This is a genomic window from Paenibacillus sp. FSL H7-0703 (assembly GCF_038003485.1).
GTDB lineage: Bacteria > Bacillota > Bacilli > Paenibacillales > Paenibacillaceae > Paenibacillus > Paenibacillus polymyxa_B.
Window position 1 is genome coordinate 22,644 of sequence record NZ_JBBOPF010000001.1, and the last position, 26,552, is coordinate 49,195.

At 45.9% G+C, this 26,552-nt stretch carries 23 protein-coding genes and 1 pseudogene; 18 read left to right on the forward strand and 6 right to left on the reverse strand.

Features of this window, described 5'->3' with window-relative positions; genetic code table 11:
• The first annotated feature begins 164 nt into the window (after positions 1–164).
• The 8 genes from MHB46_RS00090 to MHB46_RS00125 all read left to right on the forward strand — a co-directional run bounded on the left by MHB46_RS00090 (position 165) and on the right by MHB46_RS00125 (position 10,712).
• Entirely contained in the window at positions 165–1,109 is a 945-nt protein-coding gene (locus MHB46_RS00090; RefSeq protein WP_341161235.1) for a GDSL-type esterase/lipase family protein, read from the forward strand.
• Positions 1,109–2,185, forward strand: coding sequence for an ABC transporter ATP-binding protein (locus MHB46_RS00095; RefSeq protein ID WP_341161236.1), 1,077 nt, complete (start codon positions 1,109–1,111; stop codon positions 2,183–2,185). Before MHB46_RS00090 ends, MHB46_RS00095 begins: the two co-directional genes overlap by 1 nt.
• Positions 2,178–3,167: an ABC transporter permease gene (locus MHB46_RS00100; RefSeq protein ID WP_165177114.1), complete on the forward strand. Its 990-nt coding sequence runs from the start codon at positions 2,178–2,180 to the stop codon at positions 3,165–3,167. The genes MHB46_RS00095 and MHB46_RS00100 overlap by 8 nt, the downstream gene beginning before the upstream one ends.
• Positions 3,168–3,265: 98 nt before the next feature.
• Positions 3,266–5,245, forward strand: coding sequence for a DNA topoisomerase IV subunit B (gene parE / locus MHB46_RS00105; RefSeq protein WP_028540692.1), 1,980 nt, complete (start codon positions 3,266–3,268; stop codon positions 5,243–5,245).
• A 22-nt stretch (positions 5,246–5,267) separates the two neighbouring features.
• Positions 5,268–7,730 carry a DNA gyrase subunit A gene (gene gyrA / locus MHB46_RS00110; RefSeq protein WP_341161237.1) on the forward strand — a complete coding sequence of 821 codons (2,463 nt, stop codon included), beginning with the start codon at positions 5,268–5,270 and terminating at the stop codon, positions 7,728–7,730.
• A 275-nt stretch (positions 7,731–8,005) separates the two neighbouring features.
• Positions 8,006–8,476 (forward strand): MarR family winged helix-turn-helix transcriptional regulator, encoded by a 471-nt coding sequence (locus MHB46_RS00115; protein ID WP_341161238.1) that lies wholly within the window; start codon positions 8,006–8,008, stop codon positions 8,474–8,476.
• 264 nt (positions 8,477–8,740) lie between these two features.
• Positions 8,741–9,226: a MarR family winged helix-turn-helix transcriptional regulator gene (locus MHB46_RS00120; RefSeq protein ID WP_025722031.1), complete on the forward strand. Its 486-nt coding sequence runs from the start codon at positions 8,741–8,743 to the stop codon at positions 9,224–9,226.
• Positions 9,210–10,712, forward strand: a complete 1,503-nt coding sequence (locus tag MHB46_RS00125; RefSeq protein WP_341163664.1) for a DHA2 family efflux MFS transporter permease subunit — start codon at positions 9,210–9,212, stop codon at positions 10,710–10,712. The genes MHB46_RS00120 and MHB46_RS00125 overlap by 17 nt, the downstream gene beginning before the upstream one ends.
• Positions 10,713–10,846: 134 nt before the next feature.
• On the opposite strand, the gene MHB46_RS00130 is transcribed toward MHB46_RS00125, so the two are convergent.
• The gene (locus MHB46_RS00130) at positions 10,847–11,593 is read right to left on the reverse strand and encodes an RluA family pseudouridine synthase (RefSeq protein ID WP_341161239.1); all 747 of its coding nucleotides are present in this window, start codon (positions 11,591–11,593) and stop codon (positions 10,847–10,849) included.
• A gap of 9 nt (positions 11,594–11,602) precedes the next feature.
• Complete coding sequence (locus MHB46_RS00135) at positions 11,603–12,466, reverse strand: class I SAM-dependent methyltransferase (protein ID WP_028540694.1); 864 nt, start codon at positions 12,464–12,466, stop codon at positions 11,603–11,605.
• A 499-nt stretch (positions 12,467–12,965) separates the two neighbouring features.
• On the opposite strand from MHB46_RS00135, the gene MHB46_RS00140 reads away from it, so the two are divergent.
• The 10 genes and pseudogenes from MHB46_RS00140 (at position 12,966) to MHB46_RS00185 (ending at position 23,996) form a co-directional block, all read left to right on the forward strand.
• Positions 12,966–13,424 (forward strand): flavodoxin, encoded by a 459-nt coding sequence (locus MHB46_RS00140; RefSeq protein WP_069289771.1) that lies wholly within the window; start codon positions 12,966–12,968, stop codon positions 13,422–13,424.
• Positions 13,425–13,444: 20 nt separating this feature from the next.
• Positions 13,445–14,256 (forward strand): annotated as a pseudogene (locus tag MHB46_RS00145) (hypothetical protein).
• A gap of 361 nt (positions 14,257–14,617) precedes the next feature.
• Positions 14,618–15,271, forward strand: a complete 654-nt coding sequence (locus tag MHB46_RS00150) for an HlyD family secretion protein (protein ID WP_250268677.1) — start codon at positions 14,618–14,620, stop codon at positions 15,269–15,271.
• A gap of 15 nt (positions 15,272–15,286) precedes the next feature.
• Positions 15,287–16,804 (forward strand): DHA2 family efflux MFS transporter permease subunit, encoded by a 1,518-nt coding sequence (locus MHB46_RS00155; protein ID WP_235309639.1) that lies wholly within the window; start codon positions 15,287–15,289, stop codon positions 16,802–16,804.
• A gap of 69 nt (positions 16,805–16,873) precedes the next feature.
• Positions 16,874–18,340: an efflux RND transporter periplasmic adaptor subunit gene (locus MHB46_RS00160; protein WP_069289769.1), complete on the forward strand. Its 1,467-nt coding sequence runs from the start codon at positions 16,874–16,876 to the stop codon at positions 18,338–18,340.
• Between the two features lie 235 nt (positions 18,341–18,575).
• Complete coding sequence (locus MHB46_RS00165; RefSeq protein WP_341161240.1) at positions 18,576–19,418, forward strand: STM4015 family protein; 843 nt, start codon at positions 18,576–18,578, stop codon at positions 19,416–19,418.
• A 64-nt stretch (positions 19,419–19,482) separates the two neighbouring features.
• Complete coding sequence (locus MHB46_RS00170) at positions 19,483–20,823, forward strand: STM4014 family protein (protein ID WP_341161241.1); 1,341 nt, start codon at positions 19,483–19,485, stop codon at positions 20,821–20,823.
• Positions 20,816–21,598, forward strand: coding sequence for an STM4013/SEN3800 family hydrolase (locus MHB46_RS00175; protein WP_341161242.1), 783 nt, complete (start codon positions 20,816–20,818; stop codon positions 21,596–21,598). Before MHB46_RS00170 ends, MHB46_RS00175 begins: the two co-directional genes overlap by 8 nt.
• Before the next feature lie 68 nt (positions 21,599–21,666).
• Positions 21,667–23,085: an STM4012 family radical SAM protein gene (locus MHB46_RS00180; protein WP_341161243.1), complete on the forward strand. Its 1,419-nt coding sequence runs from the start codon at positions 21,667–21,669 to the stop codon at positions 23,083–23,085.
• The gene (locus tag MHB46_RS00185; protein WP_250268675.1) at positions 23,082–23,996 is read left to right on the forward strand and encodes an STM4011 family radical SAM protein; all 915 of its coding nucleotides are present in this window, start codon (positions 23,082–23,084) and stop codon (positions 23,994–23,996) included. The genes MHB46_RS00180 and MHB46_RS00185 overlap by 4 nt, the downstream gene beginning before the upstream one ends.
• Before the next feature lie 145 nt (positions 23,997–24,141).
• Here the strand turns inward: MHB46_RS00185 and MHB46_RS00190 are convergent, their stop codons facing one another.
• The 4 genes from MHB46_RS00190 to MHB46_RS00205 all read right to left on the reverse strand — a co-directional run bounded on the left by MHB46_RS00190 (position 24,142) and on the right by MHB46_RS00205 (position 26,420).
• Complete coding sequence (locus MHB46_RS00190) at positions 24,142–24,420, reverse strand: YxcD family protein (protein WP_013310599.1); 279 nt, start codon at positions 24,418–24,420, stop codon at positions 24,142–24,144.
• A gap of 3 nt (positions 24,421–24,423) precedes the next feature.
• The gene (locus MHB46_RS00195; RefSeq protein ID WP_341161244.1) at positions 24,424–24,879 is read right to left on the reverse strand and encodes a hypothetical protein; all 456 of its coding nucleotides are present in this window, start codon (positions 24,877–24,879) and stop codon (positions 24,424–24,426) included.
• A gap of 153 nt (positions 24,880–25,032) precedes the next feature.
• Positions 25,033–25,605, reverse strand: coding sequence for a PadR family transcriptional regulator (locus MHB46_RS00200; protein ID WP_061831591.1), 573 nt, complete (start codon positions 25,603–25,605; stop codon positions 25,033–25,035).
• A 251-nt stretch (positions 25,606–25,856) separates the two neighbouring features.
• Complete coding sequence (locus MHB46_RS00205; RefSeq protein WP_061831592.1) at positions 25,857–26,420, reverse strand: beta-class carbonic anhydrase; 564 nt, start codon at positions 26,418–26,420, stop codon at positions 25,857–25,859.
• Positions 26,421–26,552: the final 132 nt, after the last annotated feature.

Sequence of the window (26,552 nt, forward strand, 5' to 3'; positions counted from 1 at the left end):
TGATTAGAGATGAGAAGATCAACTGTTCGCACAAGAAAGTATTATATAAGGATGGTCATTTGCCATCCTTTTTTTGCATGTTCATGGGAAATTATATGTGACTCTAAACATTTATTGTGCTTTTATTCCGAACGGTTTATTTGCAAAATGATATGAGAAGCTTTATGTTTATTTCACTAAGCTATCAGGAGGGAACACGAGTGAATTCATCAAAATGGATTTGGCGGTCTGTCGGCTCCGTTTCCATTGCCGCCACATTGCTATTATTGTACGGATTTTTTACAGCAGTACAAAGTATCACGGCTCCAGAGCCAATGGTTAGCACTCAACCTGTACATTCCGGTTCATCGCAGACACAAACTGCGCCATCCGCTACTAATCAGACGGGGGAGTTTCGGGTAGCTGCCATTGGAGATTCGCTAGCCAAAGGCACGGGGGATGACTCCGGAAGTGGTTTTGTGCGTCGGTCGGTGAGCTTGTTAAATAATCAGGAAGGCCATAAGGCTCAGCTCATAAATAATCTGGGGATTAATGGACTGACGACTCAAGGACTATTGACCAAGCTGGATGAGCCTGGTGTTTCTTATGTGTTGAAAAAGGCTAACGTCATTATTGTCTCGATTGGCGGAAATGATTTATTTCAGGGGGCTCAGGCTGCCCAAACTGGCAAAGAGCCACCTACACTCAGTGGTTTGCGTAAAGCTGTGCCTGATGCCGCCAAACGTCTGCAAAAAGTGCTGACAAAGGTAGGGAAAATCAATCCGAATGCTAAAATTATCTATGTCGGATTATATAATCCATTCAGTGATCTGCAGGAAATGAAAATTCCTGGTAATCTTGTGGTCACAGAATGGAATCTGGCTGCCATGGCAATTACCAACCAAAACAGCAATATGACTCTGGTTCCAACTTTCGATTTGTTCCAGCAAAATTTGCCCGTCTATTTATCTTCCGATCATTTTCATCCAAACGGACAGGGCTATCAGGCAATCGCTGAACGTATCGCGCAAGGGTTTGCAGTTGCAACCACGAAGGATGCCGATAAAGTGGATAATGAACAACAGTCGACAAGCCAACCCGCTGAAGTGAAAAAGGGAGGGAACAAGTAATGAGCATCCAATCTGCTGACAAGACCGGGGCTGGAATAACCCAAAATCCGACATCAAGGGATGCAGTGTCCAGTTTCCATTCCGCCAATCAGGTTGGCAGCGCAGGCAGAGACAGAAGCAATACCGAAACAGTTCTCTCTGTTCAGCACGTTAAGAAACGTATCAAACGCAAAATGATCATTCATGATGTAACATTCGACGTTCGTGCGGGTGAAATTTTCGGATTTCTCGGTCCTAATGGGGCTGGAAAAACGACGACTATTCGTATGCTGGTCGATTTAATTAAGCCTACGGAAGGGACGATTACTGTCTGTGGACATAATGTAAATCGTGACCCTGAGCAGGCTTTACGGCATATTGGTTCTATTGTGGAAAATCCAGAGGTGTACAGCTACCTGACAGGGTGGGAGAATTTAGAGCATTTTGCCCGTATGCAGCCTGGTGTAGACGAGCAGCGTATCCGCGAAGTCGTTGAGCTGGTTCGGCTCGATCGCCGTATCCATGATAAAGTAAGTACGTATTCTCTCGGAATGCGCCAGCGCCTTGGTATAGCCCAAGCCTTGCTAGGTAAACCGAAATTACTCATTTTGGATGAACCGACGAACGGGTTAGACCCCAAGGGGATCAAGGAAATGAGAGCTTTTATCCGTTTGCTAGCGGCAGAAGGCATGGCTGTATTTGTTTCCAGCCATTTGCTCAGCGAAATCCAGCTGCTATGTGATCGGGTGGCAATTATAAGTCGGGGAAAGGTGCTAGCTGTAGGTGGTGTACGGGAACTGGTTGAGACGCACTCGCACATGGCCGTGTGGCAACTGGAGCCTCGTGATCAGGGTCTTGCGATATTGCAAAATTCTCCGCATGTACAAATGATTACGAATGCCGATGAATTAATTGATGACAGCATTGTTGCAGGCAGCGGAGCCGATGCAATTTTTATAGAAATGGATGAAGAGCATATTGCGGAGCTGGTGACACAAATGACGGCTTCCGGTATTTCCGTTAAAGGTGTAACCAAAATCAACCCTACACTGGAGCAGCTATTCCTGAAAATGACGGAAGGTGAGATACTTGAATAACATTTTACCGCTCGTACAAAATGAAACGCTCAAAATTATCAAGAAGAAACGATTTTATGTCATTTTACTTGTTTTACTTGTGCTTGTGCCGATTTTTACGTACGCTCAGATGAAAGTGGCAGAAAACAATCGCGAAAAATTCGGCAATGATTGGCGGCTTGAACTACGCCAGGCGATTACCGATAATCAAAACTCGCTGGGAAGTGACCGGGTTCCCGAGGAATGGAAGACCTATCGTCGGGTCTTTGTGCAGCAGATGCAATATTATTTGGAGAATGATGTGAATCCTAATGAGCCGAGTGGCGTCACCTTTACCAGAGAGTTTATGGATAATTCCATAAATCTGTTCGTTCCGCTGTTGATTATGGCCATTGCCTCCGACTTGGTTTCTGGAGAACGGACGACAGGCACGATAAAAATGTTGCTGACTCGCCCAGTCAGGCGGTGGAAAATACTGCTGAGCAAGCTGTTGACATTGTATATGTTCGTCTCGCTCATCATTTTGGCTGTATTTATAATTAGCTATCTCATATCAGGCTTGTTTTTTGGTTTTCGCGGTTTTAATGTTCCGGTATTTACCGGATTTCAAATTGTTGGATCGACGGTGGATTTGTCTGCTGTACATGCGATTCCACAATGGCATTATCTGATGCTGCAAGCCGGATTGATCTGGTTTGTCAGTCTTGTGGTAGCTTCGTTAGCCTTTATGGTATCTGTCCTGGTACGAAGTACGGCGGCAAGTATCGTGGTCATGATGGCTGCGCTTATTTCGGGCACTATTTTGACAAACATGGCTTCATCTTGGCAGAGTGCTAAATATTTATTTATGGTTAACCTCCAATTAACCGATTATTTATCTGGAAGCCCCGCCCCGATTGAGGGAATGACCTTACCCTTTTCTTTAGCTGTACTGGGCATTTGGGGGGCTGCGGCATTGATTGTTTCATTCGCCGTCTTTACGAAACGGGATATATTGAATTAAAATGGACAAGGTAAAAGAAAACATCTGTTTGCATTTTTGGTGAAAATCATCAAGAATAAGGCAAAACACGGTTACGATTAGACAAAGGGGGAGCATGAATGGTCGACAAAATCGACTTGTCTGCGGGAGTATCCGGCACACAAAGCGGAGCTTCAGAATATGGCGCGGACGACATTCAAGTGCTCGAAGGGCTTGTGGCAGTTCGCAAACGGCCGGGCATGTACATCGGGAGCACCAGTTCTTCGGGACTGCATCATTTGGTATGGGAAATTGTAGACAACGCGGTGGATGAACATCTCGCCAAGTTTTGCTCTCGCATTGATATTACAATGCATAAGGACGGTTCCGTTACAGTATCAGACAACGGGCGCGGTATTCCTACAGGAATGCACAAAACGGGAATTCCTACGCCTCAGGTTGTATTCACCATTTTGCACGCCGGAGGTAAGTTTGGCGGTTCGGGATATAAAAAGTCCGGGGGTCTGCACGGTGTAGGTGCGTCTGTAACGAACGCTCTTTCGGAATGGCTTGAAGTAGAAATTTACCGGGACGGCAAGATTCACCGTCAGCGGTTTGAATATTGGCAGGACAAGAAGGGCGTGGAGCATGTCGGAGAACCGACCACAGGCCTTGAAGTGCTGGGCAATACTAACAAGACGGGCTCGAAAATTACATTTAAACCGGATATTCGTGTTTTTCAGGCAGGCATTCATTTTAACTACGATACGTTGGCTGAGCGCCTTCAGGAAATTGCTTTTCTAAATTCGGGCCTTCGTATTCAACTTAAAGACGAACGCAGCGGAAAGTCAGATGAGTATTTTTATGAGGGTGGCGCAAGTCAGTTTGTTGCTTTTCTGAATGAGGGCAAGGATGTGCTGCATGACGTTATTCACTTTAATGCCGAGAAAGAAGACATTGAAGTAGAGATTGCCATCCAGTACAATGCGGGTTATACAGAGACGATTGCTTCGTTCGTTAACTCCATTCCGACACGTGGCGGAGGTACGCATGAAACGGGATTCAAAACCGCTTACACTCGTGTCATGAACGACTATGCGCGCAAAACGGTGATGTTGAAAGAAAAGGATAAAAACTTGGAGGGCAACGATCTACGTGAGGGCATGATGGCTGTAATCAGTGTCAAAATGGCTGAAGTTGAATTTGTCGGCCAGACAAAGGATCAGCTGGGTAGCGCTTCGGCACGGAGTACAGTGGATGCCATCGTATCTGAGCAGATGCAGCGTTTTTTGGAAGAAAATCCGCAGATAGCACAAACTTTGATCAAGAAGGCAGTTCAAGCATCCAGAGCGCGTGAAGCTGCACGTAAAGCTCGAGATGAGATGCGTTCCGGTAAAAAGCGCAGTGAAAGTTCCAATTTGAATGGTAAACTGTCGCCTGCGCAGTCCAAGGATTTTACACGTAATGAGTTGTTTATTGTGGAAGGCGATTCGGCTGGAGGTTCAGCCAAGCAGGGACGGGATTCCAAAATTCAGGCCATATTGCCGCTAAAGGGCAAGCCGATGAATCCGGAAAAATCCAAACTGGCGGATATTATGAAGAATGATGAGTACCGTGCTATTACAGCAGCTATTGGTGCGGGAGTAGGAACAGAGTTTTCGCTGGAAGACAGCAATTATTCCAAAATCATCATTATGACCGATGCAGATACAGATGGTGCGCACATTCAAGTGCTGTTGTTGACGTTCTTTTATCGGTACATGAAAGAGCTTATTGATGCAGGACGCATATTTATTGCTCAACCGCCATTGTATAAAATAACTCGAAAGTCGGGTAAGCTCGAAACGGTGCGTTATGCTTGGACTGACGAGCAGCTTGATAATTATTTAAAAGAATTTGGACGAAATTTTGAGCTTCAGCGCTATAAAGGACTTGGGGAAATGAACCCTGATCAGTTATGGGAAACAACGATGAATCCCGATTCACGCACCTTGTTACGCGTTCAGATAGAGGATGCAGCCAAGGCTGAACGCAGGGTGTCCACTTTGATGGGTGATAAGGTGGATCCGCGCAAGCGCTGGATCGTGGAAAACGTAGATTTCACGGAATACGTAGAGTAGTGCTATCAAAAGAGGTGTATACATGAGCTTATCGGAGCAGTTTTTGCCAGCTTTTCTGGAGGAAGTGGTCGGTGACCGCTTTGGCCGATATTCCAAATATATTATTCAGGATCGGGCGATACCCGATGTACGAGATGGATTAAAACCCGTACAACGTCGTATTCTGTATGCAATGTACGATTCGGGCAATACGCCGGATAAAGCATATCGTAAATCAGCCAAAACCGTTGGGGACGTTATGGGTAATTACCACCCTCACGGTGACTCGTCGATTTACGACGGCATGGTACGGATGGCGCAGCCTTGGAAAATGAGTCACGTGCTTGTGGATGGTCACGGTAACTGGGGCTCCCAGGATGATGATCCGGCGGCAGCTATGCGTTATACGGAGGCTCGTTTGTCTCCGATCGCAATGGAAATGCTGCGCGATATTGAAAAGCGTACGGTTTTGTTCAAGGACAATTTTGATAACTCGGCCAAAGAGCCCGTTGTGTTGCCGTCTCGTTATCCAAATTTGTTGGTGAACGGTTCCAGTGGGATCTCGGCGGGATTTGCGACAGAGATTCCTACACATAGTTTACGCGAAGTTATTGATGCCAGCATTGCGGTGATGGAAAAGCCCGAGATTGAGCTGGAAGAGATTATGACCTTTATTAAAGGTCCTGATTTCCCGACGGGTGGACTCATTATGGGTGGCGAAGGCATCAAGGACGCTTATCGCACGGGAAAAGGACGCATTTATATTCGTTCCAAAACGGAAATTCAGTCTTTGCGCGGAGGTAAGCAGCAGCTGGTCATTACCGAAATCCCATATCAGATCGTCAAATCAAGGCTCGTAACCGCCATGGAAAATATCCGTCTGGAGAAAAAGGTGGAAGGGATTGCCGAGGTTCGTGACGAAAGTGGACGAAATGGTTTGCGTATCGTTGTGGAACTGAAGAAGGAAGCCGATGCGGAAGGGATTTTAGCTTATTTGCTGAAAAAAACCGACCTACAGGTGGCATATAACTTCAACATGGTAGCTATTGTGAACAAAGCGCCACATCAGCTTGGGCTAAAGTCCATTTTGGAAGCGTATATCGCCCATCAACGCGAAGTTGTCACTCACCGTATCCAGTATGAACTGGAAAAAGCAGAGGATCGTGCCCATGTGCTGGAAGGTTTGGTCAAGGCGCTGAACATTCTGGATGAGGTCATCGCAGCTATTAAAGCTTCCAAAAATCGCCAGGACGCGCAAAATAATTTGCAATGGATGTTTGGTTTTAGCGAACGTCAGGCAGATTCTATTTTGACTTTGCAGTTGTACCGTCTCACCAATCTGGAAATCACCACGCTTGAAAAAGAACTGGGTGACATCCAGAAAAAAATCGCGCAATATCGTTCTATTCTGGAAAGTGATCGCAAGCTGATCAGCCTGATTCGCAAGGAACTTTTGGAAATTCGTGAAAAGTACGGCATTGACCGTCGTTCAGATATCCAGGGCGAGGTAGAAGAGATTAAGGTGAACCTGGAAGTCATGGTGGGAGCAGAGGATGTGTTGCTGACACTCTCAAAAGATGGCTATGTGAAACGTACAAGTATGTTGTCATTCTCTCGTTCAGGCGGGGAACGTTCAAGTTCCGGTGTTAAAGAAGGGGATTACGTTACCCAATTGCTTGATGTGAATACGCTGGACATATTGCTCGTCTTCACCCAGCGCGGACAATACTTTTTATTACCTGTACATCAGGTGCCAGAGTATAAGTGGAAAGAGCCGGGCACACCAATTGTCAACGTCATTCCGTTATCGAAGGAAGATCGTATCGTAAGTGTTATTCCGCTTAAAAACATTGAGGAAATCGGCAAAAGTCTAGTATTTGTAACAAAGAAGGGCCAAGTAAAGCGTACAGAATTAAAAGAATATGCTACAAAACGTTCTAGTGCCGTAGCCGCCTGCAAAGTAGCAGGGGACGATGAGGTGTTATCGGTAACGTTAAGCGAGGGTACCCGGGATATTATGCTGATTACCCGCGCGGGTATGAGTATACGCTTCAAGGAGCAAGAGGTTAATGCGATGGGTCGCGTCTCGGCTGGTGTCAAAGGTATACAGCTAGCGGAAGGCGATGAAATTATCGCGGCGTTATGGGTAGAAGAGGATGAAGGAGAAGTGTTGGTGCTGACCGAGTCCGGTTATGGTAAGCGTACGCTTCTGCTGGATTATCCTACACAGGGAAGAGGCGGGAAAGGTATCACCACCTTTGAGTTCAAGGAAGGCAAAAGAGTACGTTCGAATGGAACTCGAATCGTGGCTGCCTTCTATTGCCGTGAAGCTGTTCAATTATTTGCAATCACAGCAGAAGGACAAACGATGTCCTTCCTTTCGGAAAAGGCTCCTTTGACCGACCGAAAGGATACAGGCAAGCTGCTGGCTCCAGTGGAGAAGAAGGACGAAATTGTGAATGTGCTGCTGCGTAGTGAGCCGCAAGCTTCTCAGTCCATAGAATAATAGGAAAGTCAAGCGCTTATTAGCTCGAAAAAGAGAGGTCCTCTCGTGCCATTCCGGCACGAATGAGGACCTTTTTGCCGTCATGCTGTCGAACCCTGACCAGCCTTCAAAACCCAGGTGAGACTTCCTTCCCCTTTTCATTTCGTGCTCCAAAAACGGCAGGAAACCAGGGCTGAATGGCGAAAATTTAATGTGATGAAATACAATCCGGACGGTGGCCCATACGGTAACTTTGATGCTTTTACTGACCCTGTTATTTAAAGGAGTGAGGCAAAATGCAAACGACCGAATTTGCGAAAATCTGGTCCAGAATGGCTAAGGATTATAAGGTTCATATGGAGCAGCAACTGGCTCCATCACTAACCGAAGCTCAACTTACGGTGCTGGAGGTTTTGAACGAATACGGCCGTATGAAACCGTCTCAACTAATCCCATATCTCGCCACCACACCAGCCGCGGTTACGATGCTGCTGGATCGGATGGAACGGAATCGACTGGTCACCCGTTTCAGAGACGTAAAAGACCGTAGAATTGTATGGATTGTCATTTCGGATCAAGGGAGAGAAGAAGTAGAGCGTGGATTACGAATACGGGATGATTTTCTGGGTTCTGCACTAAACCGAATTTCTCAGCACAATCAAAATTTGCTGGTTTATTTGTTGGGGAAAATTACAACGAAGGCGAGGACTTCAGTATCGGCAAGTGAGACTGAGGGAGTAAAGGAACCAATAGAGCGAGCAGAATAACTAGAATGGTGGCTACATGAAAAGTAGCTGTACGCAGCAGATTATCAATTTAAGGCAAATAGGAGTGCGCGGATGTAAATACCTATCGTGGTATTCATACCGCGCTTTTTTGTGTTGAAGTATAGGTGATATTTGGGTGAATGTTGACATTTACATAAGAGATGATAAAATAATAGTTATAAATAAATAACAATTCGTATACAAATAGTTGCTTGTTTATGTATATGGATTGTGAATTGGGTATTAGAAAGAAGGATGGTTTCAGTGAGTGACAGAGAGGAAGACAGACTTGAGGTGTACCGGATTATTCAATCGGTAAGGGAGGTTAACAAAACGATATTTTATGCCTTCTGGAATGAGGAGCAGCATTTGGATCTGACGGCCATTCAGCATATGGCTTTGGCAATTCTGAATAAACGCCCCAACATCGGGTTATCCGAGTTGGCAGACATAGCGCATGTGGGAAGCAGCTCTATGAGTGGAGTGGTTGACCGCTTGACCAAGGCGGGATATATTGCTCGCGGACGGCATGAGCATGACCGTAGATCCTTAGTGCTGACGCTTACGCCGGAAGGAAAAGATATCATGCAAAAAGTAGACGCCATGTGGATGGAGCGCGTCTTGCCTATTCTGGACATCCCGAAGGAGCAGTTAGAGATGGTTCTGGATATCCATAAACAAATGATCATGAAATTAACACCGAAGGGAATGAATCAACTTGAGCAGTCCTCAAATGACACTACCAGGTAATGTACGCAGAGCACCCATTGTGGCCGCTCTGTTGATTGGCGCGATTGTAGCGATATTAAATCAGACGTTGATCAGTGTGGCTTTACCGAAAATGATGAGTGATCTGAATATAGATGCCAATATAGCTCAGTGGCTCAGCACGGGCTTTATGCTCGTGAATGGGGTATTGATCCCGGTGACCGCGTTCTTGATTGCCCGTTTCTCCACTCGTAAATTGTTTATTAGCGCGATGACTATTTTTTCAATCGGGACGCTGTTATGTGCTATAGCGCCAAGCTTCAGCATATTGCTGATCGGTCGGCTTATTCAGGCCGCGGGGGCAGGTATCATGATGCCCTTAATGATGGTCGTTATCTTGAACATCTACCCAATAGAGCGTCGTGGCCGGGCGATGGGAACCCTAGGGATTGCGATGGGTTTTGCTCCAGCCATTGGGCCAACCTTATCCGGTTATATAGTACAGCATTATGACTGGCGGGTATTGTTCTGGATCATCCTGCCGATATCAGTAATTTCAATTGTGATCGGATTTATTTTTCTGAAAAATGTAACGGAGCAGTCCAAGCCAAAGCTGGACATTCCCGGCATCATTTTGTCTACGCTCGGTTTCGGTGGACTGTTATACGGCTTTAGTGATGCAGGAACATCAGGTTGGGGAAGTATTCCAGTCCTGTCTACGCTTATCGTTGGGACAATTGCGCTTATTTTGTTTATTGTTCGCCAACTGAAGGCAGATGAGCCTATGCTGGAGTTCCGTATCTTTAAATACGATGTATACAGCTTGACGACAATCATTAATGTGATTGTGACGATGGCTTTGTACGCCGGTATGATATTGCTTCCGATTTATTTGCAAAATATTCGGGGTTTTACACCGCTCCAGTCTGGTATGCTGATGTTACCGGGAGCGATTCTGATGGGGCTCATGTCTCCTGTAACGGGGGCTATTTTTGACCGAATCGGAGCACGCTGGTTGTCTGTAATTGGCTTGCTGATCATGGCTATAACGACTTGGGAATTTACAAGGTTGACCGAAACAACCACCTATATGACACTGTTAATTAATTATACGGTGCGGATGTTCGGGATGTCGTTGCTGATGATGCCGATCCAAACGGCCGGGTTGAATCAGCTTCCGCAACGATTGAATGCACATGGTACGGCAATGAGTAACACGCTGCGTATGATTTCCGGCTCAATTGGGACGGCAATTCTGGTGACAGTGATGTCCACACAAAGCAGCAACCGCTTGACATCGATTGTTACATCTGAGGGACTAAGCGTGACGGATAAAGCGGGGATGCTGGCTGCAGGTAATCAAGCTACGATTTATGGGATTAACTCGGCTTTTATCATTGCAACAGTGTTGAGTGTGGCCGCTCTGATTTTAGCATTTTTCATCAAAAATACGAATGCACAAAACGCCCAACCCCGTCAACAGCTGGTAAACAGCAAGAAGGGGCAGTCCGTGGCTTCCTCGTCATAAAAGGATGAGATGACGCATTAATTTAATTTTCTGCAAAAAAAGAACCTGGAATGCATGTTTGTTCACATGCGTTGCAGGTTCTTTGTGCAAATGGGGTTGAAGATCGATATTCAGATAGAGCAGGACTTTCCGATTCAAATTTCAGACGTAATCATGTTCTCATAAAGAGACCTTGGCCATTCATTCCATGGAAATTGGACAGGAGGTAACGAGTGAAATCTCATATCGTCCTTGCTAACCGGATGCGGTGCTCCAGCGAGTAAGGACCAGAGCGCCAGCTGTTGACCGGGTCGGCTCAGATGACCGCCATATTTTTGGTCACCGTAGAGGGGACAGCCGATCGCCTGCATTTGCACACGAATTTGGTGTGAGCGTCCGGTGTGCAACTTAATCTGCACGAGACTGAGTCCATCTGCTTGTCCGATCACGCGGTACTCCAAAATGGCTTCCTTCGCACCAGCCGTGCCAGGCCGAACCGCTTGAACTGTGTTGGTACGGCTATCCTTTAGCAGATAATGGGTTAGACGGCCCTGTGGGGCCGTAGGAACGCCATTCAGAACTGCGGTATACAGTTTGTGAAAATGACGACTTCGTACCGACTCTGACAGGCGAGAAGCAGCTTTGGACGTCTTAGCAAAAATCATGGCCCCACCTACAGGCCGATCCAGTCTGTGAACTAAGCCCAAAAAAACGTTACCAGGCTTATTGTGTCTGATTTTTAGATCTTCCTTGAGTAAAGACAACAGATCAGGATCACCACTGGCATCCTCTTGTGTTGGAACATTGACAGGCTTTACAACTGCCAAAACATGATTGTCCTCATATAGGACAGGAATGTTGGGCAGTGCATGCTCATGCCGGGTAAGTTCATTTTGAGTCATAAGAGGAATTTAAGCCTCCCAGCGTCCGAGAATACCACAAGGCAAATTCAATCCCGAGCGTGTGATCGGCAATCCGATTTCACCAGCGCTAATTTGTCCGCCGTACTTTTGTTGCATGGTCATGCTCAGCATGTTGCGCAATACAGTAGGCGAAATACCTGTGGTATAGGAGTTAATCAGCATGAACAGCGGTTGATCTGAAATGATGCTCATGCAGGATTCGAGAAACGGGTATAAGCTTTCTTCAAGCTTCCAAGTTTCTCCGTTCGGTCCGCGTCCGTAAGAAGGAGGGTCCATAATAATGGCATCATAACGGTTGCCCCGACGTTGTTCTCGTTGCACGAACTTGAATACGTCGTCCGTAATAAAGCGTACCGGACGGTCAGCCAGACCGGACAATTGAACGTTTTCCTTTGCCCACTGCACCATGCCTTTGGCGGCATCCACGTGAACTACACTGGCTCCAGCATACGCAGCAGCAGTCGTGGCTCCTCCCGTGTATGCAAACAAATTCAGTACGGAAATCGGTCTGCCTGCGCCTTTGATTTTATCCATCATCCAGCTCCAGTTCGCTGCTTGCTCCGGAAAAAGACCGGTATGCTTGAAGCTGGTCGGTTTAATGTGGAATTTAAGCGGTCCATAGCTAATTGTCCAGCGCTCGGGGATAGGTTTTTTCATATCCCAGTTGCCGCCACCGGAGGAACTGCGGTGATAATGCCCATGAACATTACGCCATTCGGCTGTTTCCTGGGCCAAAGGCCATATGATTTGCGGATCGGGACGACGCAGGACAATATCACCCCAACGTTCCAGTTTTTCACCACCGCCTGTATCCATTACTTCATAGTCTTTCCATTCTTGTGCTACATACATGTACAATCCATCCTTCAGCAGTCAATTCAGGATTCAGGCAGCAAGCTGCACAGAAATCCCCATATGGAGTCTATTGTACAACAAACCTCAGCAACAATCGAATGATTACATAAATAAGTAAGTAGTCAAATGGTCTAAAATATTTTTTCTCGGATGTACTTGTAATTATAGCGCTTCCATATTAAAATGAAATCAATCCCACTTGTACGTACAACAATCCGTTTTTTATTATAATAATGAAAAACGGATTGAATTGTACGTACATAATATTTTTTATCAACACAGCTGAAATTCTACTTAATTAAACAAGCCTCTAATTTAATGTGCTTATCCATAGAGTTTATCAGCCAACAGCCGCATGTAATGCGGCTGTTTTGCGTATATCTCCCCAAGATTAAAGCTAGTTTTTGAAATTAATATTTGACAATGAGAATCATTATCAAATATTATTTGAGTAACAGGGAGTGAAAGCATCCCATATTTCAAATAAAGGTGAGGGATGAACTTGGGTAAAATCATGATTGCTTATGCCAGTTTGACCGGTAATACAGAGGAAATTGCGGAATTGATCGCCGAGGGCGTTCGTCAGGCAGGGCATGAGGCGGAGTTGAAGGCTTCGTATGATTGCAGCGCGCAAGAACTGCTCGCATATGACGGGTTCCTACTGGGTGTATATACATGGGGAGATGGTGAGCTTCCTGATGAATTTTTGGATTTTTATGAGGAACTAGACGAACTTGATTTGTCTGGTAAAAAGACCGCAGTATTTGGCAGTGGAGATACATCTTATACGCAATTCTGTGGCGCAGTGGACTTGGTAGAGGAAAAAGTCAAAGAACGCGGTGCATCGGTCATTCAAGAGAGTCTGAAGATTGAATTCAATCCATTGGATGATGACAAGGAGAATTGCCGAGCTTACGGAAGACAATTTGCACAGGCTGGTATTGAAGTGTCCTGAGAAGAGAGTGAGTGATAGGTATGCGCAATAGCGATAGCTTAAGCGGCTTTCCTCTTCTGCACGACTATCAGCTGGAGGAGATGTGGAGAACTCCACAGCAATCCGTCAATCACAGAGGAAAAGAGGGCGTGAGGGCTGGAATTGGCGGCAACGGGTTCAATATGCAGTAGGGCATGCGCTCAACGAATACTTTGGAATGGAAGTAAAGGTACGGCGGGAAGTCCCTGTCCAGTATGTGCTGGAGAAATGGTGGCCCAAGCAGTCAAACAGCTTTGAATCTTTGTTCCATTATTGGGATGTCAAAAATAAAGTGTCAGGTGAGTTGTCAAAAATTTGTGGCTTAAATAATGACTTGATGGTGCCTGTGATGCTGTATGAACAATTTTGTACGTCTGTGCCTGAGTTAGAGGTCAATATTTCGCTTATTGTTCAGGCTGCTTGGCAACTATCAGCAGAAGCAGATTCCCTGCTCATTCAAAAGTACATCGTTGACTATAATCCTAACGTTGTCAGTACATTCCAACATATGACAAATGTATTTTGTTATTATGCATTTGGAGCTCTTCCTCAGCTTATTGAGGTATACTGTCTGCTGGAAGGCAAGAAGGTCCGTTTCATTCCGGGACCTGCTTCTTTACAGCAATCTCTGGATTACGTACGGCTATTACGGGATTCCAAAGAGGATGTACATGGGACGGCAGAACGCTGCCGTTGCGGGGGGTGCATAGGGGAGCAAGTTTCTCAGGGAAACAGAATGAATAAGAACACGAAGGAAGGGCAGGAGGCGAAAAACTGCAAACAACGGTCAGCTGTACCTACGCCTTTCTCTTAACGTTACTGTGTAACCCTTTAATTGTAAACTATCCCTTTTCGTGAAAGAGCCTTGGAAACAAGGTTCTTTTTTATGAAAAAAAATTATGAAAAAACTGAAAATTTATGTTGCCTGAATAGATAAATATATCTATAATATTTCAATGTACAATAGTTATATGAAAATATTTAAATATAAAAGACGGTTTCTGGACCATGGATCAGATTGTCCTATGTACATAAGATAGTCCTGTCTTGTCTTTTGCATGGAATGTTGCCATGTGTTTATTTACGTTCTCTATTTGGTTTAATGGCCTAATATTTCAATTTTAAAATATTAGCGTTGAATAATAAAAATTTTTTGGACAACAGGGGTGGAAGAAGTGAGTAAGAAAACTGTATTGCCAATCCTCATTGTACTGCTCATTCTGAGCGGTGGAGCTATTGGCTACTATTATTGGTATCAAGCAACACACTTTGTTAAAAGTGACGATGCGCGCGTTCAAGCCGATCAATATAAGGTAATGCCGCAAATCTCTGGAGAAATTAGTCACATTGATGTGGAAGAAGGAGATGTTGTTCAGCGTAATGAACCGATTGCCGAGCAGGATGTATCGGGGTTGGATGCGAGCATGATCAGCAAGTCCGTACTGCGCGCGCCGATCAACGGAACCGTCATTAAGATTTATTCGAAAGAGCATGAAATCGGATCGCCGGGTAGTGCTGTTGCAACTATGGTGGATATGAACAGCTTGTACGTATCTACGAATATTGAAGAAACTGATATTAACCGTATTAAACCAGGACAGCTTGTTGATATTACGCTTGATGCAGCAGGTGATCAGGTGATTCAGGGTAAAGTTCGTAAAGTGGGCGAAGCCTCCAACGCCGTGTTCTCACTCGTTCCTGCAGTGAACACAAGTGGTAACTTTAACAAGGTGACTCAGCGTGTGCCTGTAGAGATTGCTGTGAACAAGCCGAAGGATCTGAAGCTTATTCCTGGAACGAACGTGGAAGTAAAAATTCATACACCTTAAAAAGGAGGGGTCCATGTGGCTGCCAATGATATTGCTGCTGCTCCTTCGACAGATTCTTCCAAAGAACGCTGGCTTGCCTTTTTCGCTATCGTTTTAGGCGCCTTTGTCGCCATTCTGAACAACAGTCTGATCAATGTCGCCATTCCTAGATTGACGACAGATTTAGGATCTACGACGACACGTATTCAGTGGGTTATTACAGGTTACACGCTTGCATCTGGTGTAATCGTACCGATTACCGGATATATGGAGCAGCGCCTCGGATACAAAAAGTTTTTGATTCTTGCGCTCAGCGTATTTTCGCTGGGAACGGGAATATGTATTTTTGCATGGAGTGATTCTTCCCTGATCGCAGCACGGGTGCTGGCTGGTCTGGGCGGTGGTGTTATTATGCCGCTGAGTATGACGATTATTTACAAAATTATGCCGCGTGAACAAATCGGTATGTCCCTTGGTATATGGGGGATCGCCGCAATGGCAGCGCCGGCTGTAGGGCCTACGCTCAGCGGATATTTAATTGAGTGGTTTAACTGGCGATTCTTGTTTATTGTCAGTGTGCCAGTTGCTTTATTTGCAATTTTAATGGTTATTCTTCTAATCAAAGAACCGCCTAAAGTAGAGCCGAAGCCGTTTGATCTACCGGGATTTTTGCTGGCCGCAACTTGTGCCGGAACACTCTTGTACGCATTGACAAACGGCCAGCGTGATGGCTGGACTTCTTTTGGAATTGTATCCCTGCTGTTTATTGCTTTCTGGGCACTTGTTTTTCTGATCTATGTAGAAAGCGGCAAGGATAATGCTGTAATTGAAATCTCATTATTCAAGAATTCAAAGTATACGATTAGTGTGATTGCCTCTAGTCTGGTCATGATGGGGATGTACGGAGGAACGTTCCTAACACCGTTGTTTTTGCAAAATATCCAGCGTGTGTCACCGATTGATACCGGTATTATCCTCATTCCACAGGCCATTGCCATGGCGGCTATGATGCCTATTGCCGGGAAGCTATTCGATAAGTTCGGCATTGTGCCTTTGGGACTTGTGGGCCTGACGCTAACCAGCTTTATGACCTATCATCTTCACCAGCTTACGCCAGATACTTCGCATGCCTGGTTGGAAACCGTAATGGCATTACGGGGTCTGGGAATTGGTATTTGTATGATGCCATTGTCCACGGTCGGCATGAATGCCGTTCATCCGAGCAAGGTAGCCAATGCGTCTACAGCGTCCAATCTGGTACGTACTGTGGCTGCATCTATGGCGATTGCGGTGTTAACCGCCATTATGCAAAGCCGTTCGGCTGCTCATGCCCAGCAAATTTCGGAGTCCATTACACCAGACTCGGCTCATGCGCTTCAAGCGACATTGGGCAGCTCATGGATGTCATCCATAAGTAGTTTAATCACACTGGATGCTACATCAAGAGGAATTGGGGATACGTTCCTCATTTCATCCATACCGCTGTTTTGCACAATTCCACTCATCTTTTTGTTTATTCAGAGGAAGAAAGCAAAGACACAGCCGGAAGCTTAATAAGTGAAGTACAAAATATCGACTGGATGACTTACATTATTTCCACGGACAGAAAGAAAGGGAATTATCATGAAAATATTGAGAGTAGAAAGTACATTAGCGGCTTTAGTGCTCGGCGGCGCAGTGCTGGCAGGCTGCTCCAGTAATAGCGGGGCGGCTCAGGACATGGTCGTTCCGGTTAAAATCAGCCAAGCACAGCAAGGCATCATCGGACAGGGAAATATTTATACAGGAACGGTAACACCTTCGGAGACGGTGAACATTGTGCCTAAAGTGGGCGGTAAAGTGGTTGAGCTGCCTGTGGATATTGGCTCCGAGGTTAAAAAGGGCCAAGTACTGTTCAAGCTTGATGATAAAGACATGCGGAATAATGTTGCGAAAGCTCGCGCCGCAGCAGCTGCGGCAGCAGCCGGAGTAAGCACCGCTCAAGCATCCCACGAATCTACGATGGTTCAAGCAAACTCGGGCTTAGTGCAGTCCAAGAGCGGCGTGATTCAATCCCAAAGCGCAATCAATCAGGCACAGGGGGCTATTAATCAAGCCACTACAGCCGTAGAACAAGCAACACATGGTGTCTCCTCGGCAGCCAATACGGTGAAACAAACGCAGCAAGCTTTGGCAGATGCACAGAAGAATGTAACACGTACACAAAGTCTATTTGATGCAGGTGCGAGCACTCAAGCACAATTAGAACAAGCCAAAACAGCAGTTGTGAATGCGGAAGCGGCTTACAATAATGCACAAAATGCGCAGGCTAATGCACAAGATCAGTTGGTAGCTGCGCAGAAGGCCTTGACTACAGCTCGCAACAGCTATGATTCAGCAAAAAATAGCTACAGTAATGCCAATAGTGGCTACAGCAATGCGCAAAACCAACTCAAAGTATCTCAAAATACTGCGGTCATCGAGTCCAGCCAACAATCTCTTAAGCAGGCTCAGCTGAATGTAAACATTGCTCAGGATGCATTGGATGACACCGTTGTTACATCACCGATTAATGGTATTGTGGGTACGAAAAATGCAGAAGTTGGCGAAATGGTATCCGCTCAATCTCCTGCGCTGGTCATTGCGAATCTGAGTACGGTCAATACATTAATCTATGTTCCAGCGGAACAGATCAACAATGTAAAAGTAGGTGACAAGGTACAGGTTCGTGTTGCAGCTTCCAACATTGTAACAACAGGTACAGTTAAAAATGTAAGCCCGTTGGATGCAAGTGGAAAAGGCTATCCTGTAAAAATCTCAGTTGCGAATCCAGACACAAAACTGAAATCCGGCATGTTGGCTGATATCAGCTTTGTCGCTGCCAATGCACAAGAAGGCATTGTGGTTCCTACTGCGGCAGTTCAAAAGGATCAAGGTAAAGAATATGTATATGTTGTAAACGGAGACCATGCGAAACGTAAGGAAGTGAAGACTGTTCAGACGGCAGGTTCACAAACACTCGTTACCAGTGGCTTGAGCAATGAGGAGAATGTGATCGTGAATAATCTGGCATTGCTGTCCGATAACTCACCGATTACAATTAGCCAATAATTTGGTTCTAGAATTACTGCTATATAATAGTAGAAGTTTATTATAGACATATGTGCAAGACAGCCTGCTTAGTGGGCTGTCTTGTTTTGATTTCATTGAGCACATTTTACATAGGATTGATGTCGATTTAGGACTATTTTTGACGAACATTGGTAGAATAGGATAGACTAAATTGGAAATAGATAGTTTTCAAGTTTTATTACATTCTCAGATAAGTGATCGGAGGAATTGTAAGATGGAAGTAAAATTGGTAGTGGATTTTGAAGCTTATGAGAGTGGCCAAACGATGGCAAAATTGCTTGAGGAACTGGCAGCCAAGCCGGAGAGCGCGGAAGTTACGGATCTGATCATTGGAGATTGGGGTGGAGCCTATGAGAGCTCACCAGATGATTTCATCCCAGTGTTAGTGAAGCTTAAAGATCATTTTCCTAAGTTACGCAAGCTGTTTATTGGTGATATGGAATATGATGAGTGTGAGGTTTCATGGATTAACCAGACGAATCTATCCCCGTTATTAGAAGCGTTTCCAGCGTTGGAGTCCTTTCATATCAAAGGAAGCCAGGACCTGAGTCTGGAACCACTTCGTCATAACAACCTTCAGGAATTAGTTATTATTTGTGGTGGCCTGCCTGTGAGCGTTCTTCAGCAAATACACAATGCAGAACTGCCTGAACTGCGCAAGCTGGAACTGTATTTGGGTGTCGATAACTATGGTTTTGACGGTAACCTGAAAGATGTTTTGCCGTTTTTGAATAGCAATCCTTTCCCCAAACTTACATACTTGGGACTGAAAGATAGTGAAATACAGGATGAAATTGCAATTGCAGCAGCTAATGCCCCTGTGATTGGACAACTGGAAGTGCTGGATCTCTCACAAGGTACGTTGTCTGATAAAGGTGCAGAAGCGCTGCTGGCTAGTGAAAGTATAAAAGGGCTGAAGCATCTGGATTTGAGCTATCATTATATGTCTAGTGAAATGATGCAACGTTGGAAAAGCTCGGGTCTATCTGTGAACGTGGAAGATCAACAAGAAGCGGATGAGGAAGATGATTGGCGTTATCCATCACTGACTGAGTAATTTGTACAAATGGACTAAAACGGACTGTTTTCAAAATTAAAATGATCTAAAGTGAGGCGGCTCTATGGTTAGAATGTCAGACTGTAATGTCAGCGAGCCGTTTATCTTGTTCGGTAATCCGGGGAATCGTCGAACTACCGGACTACAGGAGGCGCGAAGCAGATTAATGCTCCCACCCGCTCTGGAGGTCTCCTATAAGAATGTGCTGGAAGCTATTCGGCAGAAACAAGGTCTGAGCGAGCTGATGGCGCGAATAGCCGCGCGAGCTACGCATGATAGCGTGAATGGCAGTTCCTTTGTGCAAGAGAGCATTGATCAGTTACTGGCGGGGCAGATGAACAGTGGTCCGATGCTTCGTCTGGATGCACCGGGCGAAAGCTTTGAGGTAGAGCGTGAGTTGATTGCTCTGGGCGCCTCGGATGGTGAGGGAGACGATTCTCTGTTGCCATGGCCCGAATGGACACAAGGCACAAGTATATCGGCGGCAGAAGCGCGACGTCTGCAGGAGCAGCACGGTCGTATTTGGCACCCGGCACAATGGTTCCGGGGCTATTGCCGTCTGCTGGCCTGGCTGCGGGATGAAGTGGCTCTGCTCTGGCCCTCGTCATACTGGATGAACGATCCGGCGGAAGTGGCCGTGATGTTCGACAAACGGCGTTGTAGCGCCGATTTAAGCAAGGCAGATATAAGAGTCCCGCCAGTGCTTGCATCTTCAGGTGGTGCATTTCATGATGTTGTCGATCTGCACGCGGCAATAAAGGAGAGCGGGTTTCACCGCGTATTTGTGAAAATATTTTGTGGGTCTGGTGCTTCTGGTGTCATGGCCTATCAGGTACATCCCCATACACACGCGGAACTGGCGGTGACCACGATTGGAACGGAAATCATACGCGGACAGCGCGTGTATTATAATGCCGGACGACTGCGTCGTTATACGGATAAGCAGGACATTCATGCTATCCTTAACTGGCTATGCCTGGAAGGGGTACATGTAGAGCGCTGGATTCCCAAAGCGACCCTGAACGGGCGTGTTTATGATGTGCGCCAACTCGTGTGCGGATCAGAAGCTTGCCATGCGGTTTTACGTTTGAGCCACAGCCCCATTACGAATTTGCATTTGCGTAATGAGCGGCTCTCGCTGAAGGAAGCCGGATTACCACAGAATACGGTGGAATCGATCCAGCTTACGGCGAAAGCCGCTATGAGTGTTTTTCCAGCCTCCATGGTTGCTGGACTGGATGTGCTGGTTCCGGCTCATGGCGGTCGTCCCTATGTATTGGATGTTAATCCGTTCGGTGATTTGCTGTACCGGGTTGAGCATCAGGGTTGGAATCCGTATGAATGGGAAATGCAGCACCTCGCTAATAGGAGCGTGGGTACGGAAAGGAAAGACAGATATGATTGATATGAACCAAATTGTCGGCTCTCATGATATTGTCATGATTACGCTTGATACTCTGCGTTATGATGTAGCAAAGCTGGAGGAAGAGAACTGTCCGAATTTGTGCGGCTCCGGGTCGTGGGAAAAGCGTCATACACCGGGTAGCTTTACCTATGCTGCACATCATGCCTTTTTCGGCGGATTTTTGCCGACTCCAGCGAATACGGATAAGACTTCACATATCCGTCTGTTTCACACAAAGGATACGGGACTGCATACGCATCCACATACCTGGCTGTTCGATGCCCCGGATATTGTGTCCGGGCTAGAGGGTGAAGGTTATCGGACCATCTGTATCGGTGGCGTTATTTTTTTCACGAAGAAAAATAAGCTTGCTAAGGTGCTGCCAGGGTATTTCCAAGAAAGCTACTGGCGTATGAACTTTGGCGTTACCAACCCCCGTTCGACGGAGCATCAGGTGAATCATGCTCTGAAACTGTTGGGGAATACAGACCCGTCGCAGCGCTTGTTTTTGTTTCTGAATATATCAGCGATCCATGGGCCTAATCATTATTTTGTGAAGGGCTCAGCTAAAGATTCAGTGGAGTCTCAACGAGCAGCCTTGCGGTATGTGGATGGTGAACTTGGACGTTTGTTTGATGCTTTACGAAATCGGGGCAAGACGTTTTGCATGGTTTTTTCCGATCATGGTACAGCTTATGGGGAAGACGGCTATGAAGGACATCGTCTGGCGCATGAGGTAGTCTGGAATGTGCCTTACCGCGAATTTATATTATAAAGCAAATAGAAATATAGATTGCACTAGTAAAATATCAAGAAATCAATCCAGCGCGAGGAAGGAGCAAAATGAAAGCCATGAATCTGAATCACTCACATCCAACGGGTGAGGTAGCCCCGGAGATAGACACAAACTTAGTACCCTCTAGGTTTCAGTGGCCTGAAACTCCTGCTGAATGGGCACGCACGATCCGTGAAGCTCCCTACCGCTCCTATCTGTACTCTTACCCGCATAAAACGGCCTATCGTTCGTTTGATACACCGCTCTCATTGCAGGAGCTGTGGGAGAAGGAGGAGTTAGAAAGCTATTTTTTGTATATGCATATTCCGTTTTGCGCGGCTCGCTGTGGATTTTGTAACCTCTTCACTTTGCCGGACAAGCGTCTCGATGTACATAAGGAGTATGTGGATGCGCTAGAAAGACAAGCCAAGCAATGGGCACCCATTATGGGCCGTCGGCCTTTTTCACGTTTTGCGATTGGCGGCGGTACACCGACCTTACTGGAGGCTCCTTTGGTGGAGCGCTTGTTTGACATTGCGGAAAATATAATGGGACTGGACCCTAAACGAGCTTCTATTTCGGTGGAAACCTCTCCCGATACTGTGACTGAGGATAGGTTGGAGGTGCTCAAGCGCCGCGGGACAGATCGTGTCAGCATGGGAATTCAGAGCTTTGTGGAATCAGAAAGTGCCGCCATTTACCGACCTCAGAAGCCCAAACTTGTTAGAGAAGCACTTGAGCGGCTGGTGGAATACAACTTTCCTTTGCTGAACGTGGATCTGATCTATGGCCTGCCTGGTCAAACAGTGGAAACCTGGCTGTATTCTTTAGAGGAAGCACTGTCTTACTTGCCAGGGGAGATTTTTCTTTATCCGCTATATATTCGAGAAAATACGATTTTAAAGCCAGGCTATACCGGGCTGGAACATGATATTCGCCTTAGCTTGTATGAAGTGGCGCGCGAACGGCTCAAACGGGCAGGATATGTACAATATTCCATGCGCCGTTTTGCAAAAAATGATGGTTTATCCAGCAAAGAGCTTTTGCCCTACAGTTGTCAGGAGGAAGGTATGACTGGTCTGGGATGTGGTGCGCGATCCTATACACGTAATGTTCACTATGCCAGCCGGTACGGTGTTAGTTCAGCAGCTACGCGTAGTATTATCGAAGATTATGTTGCTGCGGAACGTCATGATCTGGCTGACTACGGCTTTATTTTAAATGTGGATGAGAGTAAGCGACGCTTTATCTTAAAGGCGCTTCTTCATCGGGAAGGTTTGGAGCTATCGGCCTATGCAGAGCGCTTCGATGTATCCCTGTCGGACGATTTTACGGGAATGTCATTGCTGCTGGAATCCGGTATGGCTGTCGTCGAGGAGGGTAGGCTGCGACTTACAGAGGGAGGAATGGCCTATTCCGATGCGATTGGGGACTGGATGATCTCCACATCAGTACGTGAGCGCATGGAAGGATATGTAGGCGCATGAGAGCGACCTTATATTATCGTGGTTCGTTGACCTCGTGCAACTATGCCTGCCCATACTGTCCGTTCAGTAAAAACGTTGATAGTCGGGAAACGTTGAACAAGGATCGGGCCCAGTTGGAACGTTTTGCCGATTGGGTACGAGAACAGGGCGCTCTGGGGCATCGTCTCTCTATTTTTTTTAATCCGTATGGAGAAGCCTTGATTCATTCCTGGTATCGCAAGACCATGATTGAGTTTTCCCACATGGCGCATGTGGAAAAAGTGGCGGTACAGACGAATCTATCGACTAAGCTGGATTGGACGCAAGAACTGAACCCGGAGACTGCTGCGCTGTGGGCTACATATCACCCTGGAGAGACGAAAGAGCAAGTTTTTATATCGCAGGCTATGAAGCTATATGAACTTGGCATTTCCTATAGTGTCGGTACCGTCGGGTTAAGACAGGCATTTCCGGCTATTCGTTCCTTGCGATCGCAACTTCCAAGGGATGTTTATTTGTGGATCAACGCCTACAAGGATCGACCACATTATTATACAGATGTTGAGGTTGCTGAATTAACTACGATAGATCCCTATTTTCAATGGAATTTAAAGGATTATAGCAGTCAGGGGCGGGCATGTCGCGCTGGTGAAGATGTATTTTATGTCCAGGGTGACGGAAGAGTAAAACACTGCTATCAGGATCGACGGGTGCTAGGACACTTATACAGGGATGGTCTTGAGGGTCTGAGTGGCAAACGTCCGTGCCGGATGAAAGAATGCGGCTGCTATATCGGCTATATTCATATGGAGGAGCAGCCGTTTCGGGAAATGTACGGTAGTGGCTTACTCGAAAGGGTGCCGCAGGTACAGCTATCTCCGGCTCCATCATTTAGCAGACAGGCTATTCATAGAGCAAATGAATCCATATAGCAAGGAACGTCCGCGTCTAAATGTAATGCTATAGCAACCTTAATGATCTATTAGAAAACGAGCAAAAAAACCGACCCTTGCCATCAAGCAAGGGTCGGTTTTTCTGTTTTATAATAAGTTTGTGCGACGATCTTATGCGAAATAATCAAGTTTGGACAATAGCAGTAATTTCTTCATCCAGATCCAATCTGATTTGTTCGCGATAGGCACGAATATTGTATTCGGAATACAGGTATCTCAGAATTGCTTCAATCATGTTGGCTTCCACCAGATATTGACTGCGGCCCTGTACATGAACTTCTGCGGAATAACCTGTATCCTCCTCCCAGCTTAATTCTACTGTTACATCAGTGGGCTGGACACCTTTGCGTTCAGCCATATGCAAGCAAATAGCGTTGACAATCTCATCCATACTCAAAATCATAGCTTAGTAACGTCCTCCGCGGGAATCATCTGGTCTTCGACGATTTTTAATAGCACGGTAGATACCTACTCCGGCCATGATCAGGACGTAAATGGCGAGAACATTAACGGCCAGACCAAGCAAGCTACCCAATGCGCCCATGTTGCCGAACAATCCGCCGAAGAGCATACCTGCCAAACCGCCCAGCATCATACCTTTCAGGAATCCGCCGCCACCGCCAAGGAATCCACCAGTTCTGTTTGTATTCCCAGCAGTTGCTCCTGACTTGGTTCCGCTATCTGACTTATTGACGCTACTGCTGTCATTTGCCTTGCTTGGTGTAGATTGGTATGATTTAGGCCCGGATTTAAACCCGCCGCCTCGCCTTGCATCAGCTGTAGATGGTGCGATCATAGCAATGAGTAGGGTAAAAGCCATCATCAGCATCATCATATTTTTCAAAGTAAATGTTTTTTTCATGTAAATATATCCCCCTTAGTAAATTTTTTTTATAGGTCAAACAACCGCTAACCAGTAATACGAATGGCATGGAAAAGGGTTTCAAAGAATTTTAATTTTTAAAAATTAAATAATAACGTCCCATAAATCCTATGCATGGATTGGTAAAAGCATTCAGCTTTGCGGCTTAAGTAAAAATGGATTAGTATCCGTACTGACATCACCGGCAAGCAGCATGCGCAGAACCATTTGGCACCATTCCAGACCTGCTTTAGCATTCAAAAGTCCTTTTTGTACTAAAATATAGTCACCAAAGTTTTTACTGCCAAAATGTAAATTCTCTGCGGGAATGTCGTTCAGAATATCCTCAAGATGCTGGATTTTCTGAATAAAATGACGTTTGCGTTCTTCCAGCATACGATTGGCACTACTTTTGTCCGTCAACCAAAGACAGAACAGTCGAAGACTTAATTCATCCCGTGTAACCGGAGCAGCTAACGCTTCCTGGGACCATTGCTGAAGCATATGGATTCCCTTGTCGGTAATGGTATACATTTTCTTATCAGGCTTGTCAGACTGCTGAATCCAACGAGAGGCTAGCAGTTCCTTGCTCTCCATACGGGCCAGTAGCGGATAGATCTGACTGTGCTTAGCCTGCCAAAAAGGCTGAATACGCAACATCAGATCATAGCCGGAGGATTCCTCTCTTGCGAGAAGCCCCAACAGACCATACGATAGTAAATTCATAGATCTTATCTCCTTCATCCATCATAGTAACGGTTGTAACAGCACTGCGGCAGGTATTCTGCTGCTTCATGAAAAGTGTACACTGAAACTGTATGGTTTGACAACTTTCAGACAGGTCGTTCACAGGTTAGCCCAAATTGGCTCCTGTCATTCTCCACGTATATGCGCTTTTTTTCATAAAAAAGGGTAGTTTAAGCTCGCACTTACGAGCTTAAACTACCCTGGTAACCTTCTGCCAAAGCGTATCCTGTTTACTGTTCATTCCCGTCAACGACAAGCGTTAACGCTCCTGTATCTGGATGAATAACCATGCCGTGAACGGGGGCATTAGGGGGGAGAAGCGGGTGATTCTTAATAAGCTTCACGGTAGTTCTTACCCCTTCTTCAATGTTGTCAAATCCTTTTAACCATTTATTTAACTTAATGCCTGAATTTTCTAATGTGTTCAGCACTTCCTGAGAAATTCCGCGATCGAGCATTTCATTGACCATGTGGTCCGCATTTAATGCAGCCATGCCGCATTCATAATGGCCTACGACGACGACTTCGTCTGCTCCCAGCTCATACAGGGCGACTAGCACACTGCGCATTACGCTTCCAAAGGGCTGTGAAATAATCGCACCCGCATTTTTGATGATTTTCACATCACCGTTGCGCAGGTTCATAGCTTTTGGGAGTAATTCCGTTAGCCGTGTATCCATACAGGTGATAATGACCATTTTTTTATTGGGGAACTTGCCCGTTCTATAGGCCTCGTATTCTTTGTTTTCTACGAAAACACGATTGTACTCTAAAATTTCTTTGATGTGATCCACGATTGTTCCCTCCAGATTCTAAAAAAGTTTGATATGTACAGTCCAACGTTTGTTTTAGGTCTTAGGAGCTGGTCGTACATGTTGTGTGTTGATTATACTTTTTAATATAAGTATCATCAAGTATAGGTATTG

Excerpts from the sequence above, each read along its gene's own strand:
- MHB46_RS00090 (WP_341161235.1), top strand. The coding sequence starts at position 165 with ATGTTTATTTCACTAAGCTATCAGGAGGGAACACGAGTGAATTCATCA.
- MHB46_RS00095 (WP_341161236.1), top strand. The coding sequence starts at position 1,109 with ATGAGCATCCAATCTGCTGACAAGACCGGGGCTGGAATAACCCAAAAT.
- parE (WP_028540692.1), top strand. The coding sequence starts at position 3,266 with ATGGTCGACAAAATCGACTTGTCTGCGGGAGTATCCGGCACACAAAGC.
- gyrA (WP_341161237.1), top strand. The coding sequence starts at position 5,268 with ATGAGCTTATCGGAGCAGTTTTTGCCAGCTTTTCTGGAGGAAGTGGTC.
- MHB46_RS00115 (WP_341161238.1), top strand. The coding sequence starts at position 8,006 with ATGCAAACGACCGAATTTGCGAAAATCTGGTCCAGAATGGCTAAGGAT.
- MHB46_RS00125 (WP_341163664.1), top strand. The coding sequence starts at position 9,210 with ATGACACTACCAGGTAATGTACGCAGAGCACCCATTGTGGCCGCTCTG.
- MHB46_RS00130 (WP_341161239.1), bottom strand. The coding sequence starts at position 11,593 with ATGACTCAAAATGAACTTACCCGGCATGAGCATGCACTGCCCAACATT.
- MHB46_RS00135 (WP_028540694.1), bottom strand. The coding sequence starts at position 12,466 with ATGTATGTAGCACAAGAATGGAAAGACTATGAAGTAATGGATACAGGC.
- MHB46_RS00140 (WP_069289771.1), top strand. The coding sequence starts at position 12,966 with ATGAACTTGGGTAAAATCATGATTGCTTATGCCAGTTTGACCGGTAAT.
- MHB46_RS00160 (WP_069289769.1), top strand. The coding sequence starts at position 16,874 with ATGAAAATATTGAGAGTAGAAAGTACATTAGCGGCTTTAGTGCTCGGC.
- MHB46_RS00165 (WP_341161240.1), top strand. The coding sequence starts at position 18,576 with ATGGAAGTAAAATTGGTAGTGGATTTTGAAGCTTATGAGAGTGGCCAA.
- MHB46_RS00170 (WP_341161241.1), top strand. The coding sequence starts at position 19,483 with ATGGTTAGAATGTCAGACTGTAATGTCAGCGAGCCGTTTATCTTGTTC.
- MHB46_RS00175 (WP_341161242.1), top strand. The coding sequence starts at position 20,816 with ATGATTGATATGAACCAAATTGTCGGCTCTCATGATATTGTCATGATT.
- MHB46_RS00180 (WP_341161243.1), top strand. The coding sequence starts at position 21,667 with ATGAAAGCCATGAATCTGAATCACTCACATCCAACGGGTGAGGTAGCC.
- MHB46_RS00185 (WP_250268675.1), top strand. The coding sequence starts at position 23,082 with ATGAGAGCGACCTTATATTATCGTGGTTCGTTGACCTCGTGCAACTAT.
- MHB46_RS00190 (WP_013310599.1), bottom strand. The coding sequence starts at position 24,420 with ATGATTTTGAGTATGGATGAGATTGTCAACGCTATTTGCTTGCATATG.
- MHB46_RS00195 (WP_341161244.1), bottom strand. The coding sequence starts at position 24,879 with ATGAAAAAAACATTTACTTTGAAAAATATGATGATGCTGATGATGGCT.
- MHB46_RS00200 (WP_061831591.1), bottom strand. The coding sequence starts at position 25,605 with ATGAATTTACTATCGTATGGTCTGTTGGGGCTTCTCGCAAGAGAGGAA.